Here is a 5,769-nt window from a genome sequence, read left to right on the forward strand (position 1 = left end):
CCCGCCCGGTTCATGCTGGTGTGCGCCATGAACCCCTGCAAGTGCGGCTGGTACGGCTACGGCAGCCGGTGCCGCTGCGTCCCCCAGGCGGTGGAAAAATATCTGAGCCGGCTGTCCGGTCCCCTGCTGGACCGGATCGACCTGTATGTGGAGGTGCCGCCTCTGGAGTTTGAGGAGCTGTCCCGCCGGCCGCAGGCCGAGTCCTCCGCCGCCATCAAGGCCCGGGTGGACGCCGCCCGGGCGGTACAGGCCGCCCGCTTTGGTCCGGCCGGCCCGGCGTGCAACGCCCACATGGGGCCGGGAGAGCTGGCTCGGTTCTGCGCCCTGGACGGGGCGGGGACCGGATTGATCCGGGGGGCCTACGACCGTCTGGGGCTCACCGCCCGCAGCTACGACCGGATTCTCCGGGTGGCCCGCACCATTGCCGATCTGGACGCTTCGGCGGACATCGGGGTGGAGCATCTGGCGGAGGCCATTCAGTACCGGGAAAGCGCCCTGCTCAGGCGGTAAAAAAGATGCGGTCGGATAGGGACATGGCCCGCCGGCCACAGAATATTGGATAAAGGAGAACGACCATTGAACGAAATCATTTTGCTCAAGCTGGGGGAGCTGGTGCTGAAGGGGCTGAACCGGCGCACCTTTGAGGACCGGCTGATTGCCAACGCCAAGCGCCGCCTGCGCCCCCACGGGAACTTCAAGGTGTATTCCAAGCAGTCCACCATGTATGTGGAACCCAAGGACGAGTCCTGCGACATGGACGGGGCGTGGGAAGCCATGACCAAACTTTTCGGCGTGGTGGGACTGAGCCGGGCCAGGGCCTGCGAAAAGGACGCCGACGCCATGCTGCGTACCGCCATAGAGTACCTGGGAGACCGGCTGGCCGCCGCCCATACTTTTAAGGTGGAATCCAAGCGGGCGGACAAAAGCTTCCCCATGACCTCCATCCAGCTGTCCCAGTACGTGGGAGGCGAGCTGGACGAGCGCTATCCCAACCTGACGGTGGATGTCCACCACCCGGAGCTGACGGTGTACCTGGAGGTGCGGGACTACGCCGCCTACGTCCACGCCAATCCGGAGCCCGGCGCGGGCGGTCTGCCGGTGGGGGTGGGGGGCCGGGCGGTGAGCCTGCTCTCCGGCGGCATCGACTCCCCGGTGGCCTCCTGGATGATTGCCAAGCGGGGCATCGCCCTGGAGATGGTCCACTTCTTCTCCTACCCCTACACCTCGGAGGAGGCCAAGGAGAAGGTGCTGGATCTGGCCAGGCTGCTCACCCCCTGGTGCGGCCGGCTCACCGTCCACGTTGTCCCCTTCACCGCCATTCAGGAGGAGCTGCGGCGCAAGTGTCCCGAGGAGCTGTTTACTGTGCTCATGCGCCGGTTCATGATGCGCATTGCCCAGGGAGTGGCCCAGCGCTGCGGCGCCGGGGCCATTGTCACCGGGGAGTGCCTGGGCCAGGTGGCCAGCCAGACCATGGAGGCCATGGCCGCCACCACCGCCGTCTGCGCCCTGCCCATTCTCCGCCCGGTGGTGGGCATGGATAAGGAGGAAATTGTGCGGATTGCCCGGAAGATCGGCACCTTTGAAACCTCCATCCTCCCCTATGAGGACTGCTGCACCGTATTCACTCCCCGCCACCCCCGGCTGCGCCCGGTGCTGGGAGAGCTGGAGGCCGCCGAGGCCGCCCTGGATGTGGAGGGCCTGGTGAAATCCGCCCTGGAGGGTATCGAGCGCATCCAGGTCTGACCCCGGGGGCGGATGCCCACATCCGCCCGCTCCCCCCATTCCAACAAAGGAAGTGCATCCCCATGTCTCATACCGCCGAGCTTATTGCAGTCGGCACCGAGCTGCTGCTGGGCAATATCGCCAACACCGACGCCCAGATGCTCTCCCAGGGTCTATCCGCCCTGGGCATCAATGTCTACTACCACACGGTGGTGGGGGACAATCCCGACCGGCTGCGCGCCGCCGTGGAGACCGCCAAGGACCGGGCGGACATTCTCATCACCACCGGCGGGTTGGGTCCCACCTGCGACGATCTGACCAAAAACGTACTGGCGGAGTGTTTTGGCAAAAAGCTGGTCTTTCACGCCCCTTCCGCCCAGCGGATTGAGGCCTATTTCCGTAATCTCCACCCCACCCGGCCCATGACGGAGAACAACTACCAGCAGGCCATGCTGCCCGAGGGCTGCACCGTGCTGGACAACGACTGGGGGACCGCCCCGGGGGTGGCCTTTCAGGCCGGCGGGGTGCGGGTTATTATGCTGCCCGGCCCGCCCAGGGAGTGCCGGGCCATGTTCACCCACCGGGTCATTCCCTACCTGCGGAATTTGTCCGAGGGGGTCATCGCCTCCCGCACCCTGAAGCTGTTCGGCATCGGGGAGTCGGCCATGGAGGCCCAGCTGCGGGAGCGCATGAACAGCATGGACAACCCCACTCTGGCTCCCTACGCCAAGGAGGGGGAGTGCGAGCTGCGCATCACCGCCAAGGCGGCTGACGAGGGGGCGGCCCACGCCCTGATTGACCCGGTGGAGGCGGATCTGAAGGCCCACTTCGGCCCCCTGGTGTACGGGGTGGATGTCCCCTCCCTGGAGGCGGCGGCCTTCGCCCTGCTCAGGGAGAAGGGCCTTACCCTGGGTACCGCCGAGAGCTGCACCGGCGGGCTGGCGGCCAAGCGGTTTACCGACCTGCCCGGGGCCTCCGCCGTCTTCCGGGGCGGCATTGTCAGCTACGCCACCGAAGTGAAGCACACGGTCCTGGGCGTGCCGCAGGCGCTGCTGGAGGCATACGGCGCCGTCAGCGAGCCGGTGTGCCGGGCCATGGCGGAGGGAGCCCGCCGGGTGCTGGGCTGTGATCTGGCCCTCTCCTTCACCGGAGTGGCCGGCCCCGACCCGGATGAGCGGGGCAACCCGGTGGGGCTGGTGTTCATCGGCTTGGCCGCTCCGGACGGTGTGTGGGTCCGGCAGGTGACCCTGTCCATGGGGCGGGAGCGCATCCGCCACATCGCCGCCAGCCACGGCTTTGACCTGGTGCGGCGCTATCTCACCGGCCTGAGCCTGGGCTGAACGGCGGGCGGTATCCGCGCTTTGGCGCCACCCGCTCCATCCGGAACAACAAACAAAACGGCACACAGCCAGACGGAGCAGGCTGTGTGCCGTTTTCAGCTTTGCCATGGACTCAACCGGTTTCCCGGAGCAGCTCAATCCACCAAATACCCGTCCTCCCCGAATCGGAGGTCAAAGGGTTCGCTGGTAATCTGTATCTCGGGATTGTCCTTAAGCTCATCATAATAGGCGGTCGACACCTCAATATCTTCCAGGGACAGCGTATCTCTGATGCGGACAACCTTGGCACGCTTCATATCAATCCCATTGCAAGTGCGGATCGCAATCATCAGCGCCTCCCGGTCATTGTTGGCATAGATGGGGACGCTGCCGCCCCGAAGCTCGGTGGAGGTTGTCAGATTAATCCAGGTGGCTCCCCAATCCACGTCGTTGACGCAGCGGAGGGTGGTAATGTCGGCGCAGCCAATCCCGCAGGCATTGTGGTGCGTCTCCTCCGTCAGTCCCCGGACAAAAATCTTCTTGATATTCATCAGATCCTCGAAGCCAGGGTTCAACCCCCGTCCGCTTACATTGGGGTCCATCCCGCTGCCTGAGATATTTTTCCCGATCTGATCCACAATCAGCACGTCAATGTCCTTAAACTTGAACTGGGCAATCTTGGCCTTTGCCACCTCCAGCAGGCGGGCATCCACCTCCAGGATGTCTTCCGGCTCACAGGCCTCCAGGTCGCTGATCTCATCATAGGCATTCTGCACCAGGCCGATGCCGAAGGCGATGGGCGCATGTCTGAGAAACTCCCCGCACACCTCCGGAATCCGCTTGGCAAAGGTGTGAAAGCCCTGCATATGAAACATGGAGGCACCCTTATGCTTGGCCAGTCCAATGGCCATCATTTTTGCCATTCCGCTTTCATGTCTGCCTCTGAAGTTGGTATGGGGCTTTACCTTATTAAATATCACTATGCCATCCGACTCCGCGGCATATTTGTCACAGTAGACCGGGGTCCCGTCCTCCAGGGTGCTGATCTGCACAACCTCCATAGACGCCAGGATGGGTACCCCCATAGACGCCTCCGTGATGTTATACCCCGCGATCATTTCCACCTGTCCCTCTGTGGTGCCGCCGCCATGGCTGCCCATGGCGGGGACGATAAACGGCTTGGCTCCGTATTCCTTCAGCTTGTCGCAGATTGCCCGAATAATCGTATCCTGGTGGGGAATTCCCCGGCTGCCGGCTGTGACGCAGATTCGCTTGCCTGCAAATCTGGTCAGATCGTGAATTTTTGTCTCGATTTCTCTCTGCGTATGGGTTCTCAGATCCTCAATCTTGTGCGCGTCATAGAGCTGCCTGATTTTCATCATCTTTGGAATTTCGACGCACTCCAACCCTTCCACCTTGATTTTGATTGGAGGAAACTCAATTTTTTGCACGGTCCACACCTCCTAATACCGTTTTACCGGATGCGTCGTCTTTTTTCAGCGGTGTCCGGCCAGACGCCCGGGCATCAGAACACGAACAAGGACAACAAAATCGTCACGACGGCGCATATGCCAATGGCAAGGCCGCTCATGGCTCCCTGAACCTCCCCCATTTCCAATGCTCTGGACGTACCCACCGCATGGGAGCATGCTCCGATTGCCAGCCCCGCCGCCACCGGATTTTTTACCCGGAAAACGCGCACCAGCAGCGGTGCTCCGATGCTGCTGGCAATGCCGGTCAGAATCATGGCCGCCATTGTGATGGAGACCACCCCTCCATGAGAGGCCGACAGGCTGGTGGCAATTGCCGTGGTGACCGATTTGGGCAGCAGAGAGACCAGCATTTCTCTGTCCAGGCCGAACAACCGGCACAGCAGATAAATGCTCCCCATGGATGAGGCGGAGCCCGCGGTACAGCCCGCCAAAATCGGCAGCCAGTTTTTTCTCAGCAGGGGCAGCTTTTCATAAATCGACATACCCAGACAGGCCGTGGCCGGAGTAAGCATCAAATTGATCAGGCTGCCGCCCTCGTTATATGCCTCATAGGGAATTTGAAACACAAGCAGCGTACCAATGACCAGAAGCGCGCCGATCAGCAGCGGATTGCAGACCGCCCAGCGCACGTTCCGCTGGATCACCACGCCGGTCCAAAATGCAAAAATACTCAGCGCCAGGCCAAAAAAGGGACTGGACCACAGCTCAGTCATCCTGCTTCCCCCTCTTCATCAGCCTGATCACAAGTGTAACGCTGGCCGCTGTAACCCAAAACGTGACCACCAGAGACACCAGGCTGATCACCACCAGTGCGATCAGATTGCGCTGAAGCTCTTCCCAACAGTTAATAATGCCCGCTGCCGCCGGCACAAACAGGATGGACATGTTCCCCAGCAAAAAGTCCGCACTCTCCCTTATGTGTTCCGGACGCAGCAGCCTGACAGCCAGGAGAAAAAACAAGAGCAGCATGCTGATCACATTTGCCGGAAGCACGATGGGTACCACGGCCTCAATGAGTTCACTTATCCAGCAGATACCGAAAATGATGGCCATCTGGCCCACGATTTTCATACTTTCCCACCGCCCTTCCTTTCCCTGGTCCCGTCCCCCTATTTCGCGGCCTTGGCGGCGCGGATGGCCTCGATGAGCATGGGGGTGACCTTGTACAGGTCGCCGCAGATGCCGTAGGAAGCCACGTCGAAGATGGGGGCGGACTCGTTCTTGTTCACCGCGAT

General features: G+C 61.8%; 6 protein-coding genes and 1 pseudogene. 3 read left to right on the forward strand and 4 right to left on the reverse strand.

Features of this window, described 5'->3' with window-relative positions:
• The 3 genes from Q0J74_RS10055 to Q0J74_RS10065 all read left to right on the forward strand — a co-directional run.
• The coding region (locus tag Q0J74_RS10055; RefSeq protein ID WP_297214189.1) for an ATP-binding protein at positions 1–510 on the forward strand (510 nt) is incomplete at its 5' end.
• Between the two features lie 66 nt (positions 511–576).
• Positions 577–1,743 (forward strand): tRNA uracil 4-sulfurtransferase ThiI, encoded by a 1,167-nt coding sequence (gene thiI, locus Q0J74_RS10060; protein WP_297214192.1) that lies wholly within the window; start codon positions 577–579, stop codon positions 1,741–1,743.
• Between the two features lie 62 nt (positions 1,744–1,805).
• Positions 1,806–3,062, forward strand: coding sequence for a competence/damage-inducible protein A (locus tag Q0J74_RS10065; protein ID WP_297214194.1), 1,257 nt, complete (start codon positions 1,806–1,808; stop codon positions 3,060–3,062).
• A 134-nt stretch (positions 3,063–3,196) separates the two neighbouring features.
• On the opposite strand, the gene Q0J74_RS10070 is transcribed toward Q0J74_RS10065, so the two are convergent.
• The 4 genes and pseudogenes from Q0J74_RS10070 to Q0J74_RS10085 form a co-directional block, all read right to left on the reverse strand.
• Positions 3,197–4,492 (reverse strand): lactate racemase domain-containing protein, encoded by a 1,296-nt coding sequence (locus Q0J74_RS10070; protein ID WP_297214197.1) that lies wholly within the window; start codon positions 4,490–4,492, stop codon positions 3,197–3,199.
• A 74-nt stretch (positions 4,493–4,566) separates the two neighbouring features.
• On the reverse strand, positions 4,567–5,247 hold the full coding sequence (locus Q0J74_RS10075) for an LrgB family protein (RefSeq protein WP_297214200.1): 681 nt from the start codon (positions 5,245–5,247) through the stop codon (positions 4,567–4,569).
• Positions 5,240–5,605 (reverse strand): CidA/LrgA family protein, encoded by a 366-nt coding sequence (locus Q0J74_RS10080; protein WP_297214203.1) that lies wholly within the window; start codon positions 5,603–5,605, stop codon positions 5,240–5,242. The genes Q0J74_RS10075 and Q0J74_RS10080 overlap by 8 nt, the downstream gene beginning before the upstream one ends.
• Positions 5,606–5,643: 38 nt before the next feature.
• Positions 5,644–5,769: pseudogene (locus Q0J74_RS10085) on the reverse strand (electron transfer flavoprotein subunit alpha/FixB family protein); the annotation flags it as partial.

It is taken from the genome of uncultured Flavonifractor sp. (assembly GCF_944387675.1).
GTDB lineage: Bacteria > Bacillota > Clostridia > Oscillospirales > Oscillospiraceae > Flavonifractor.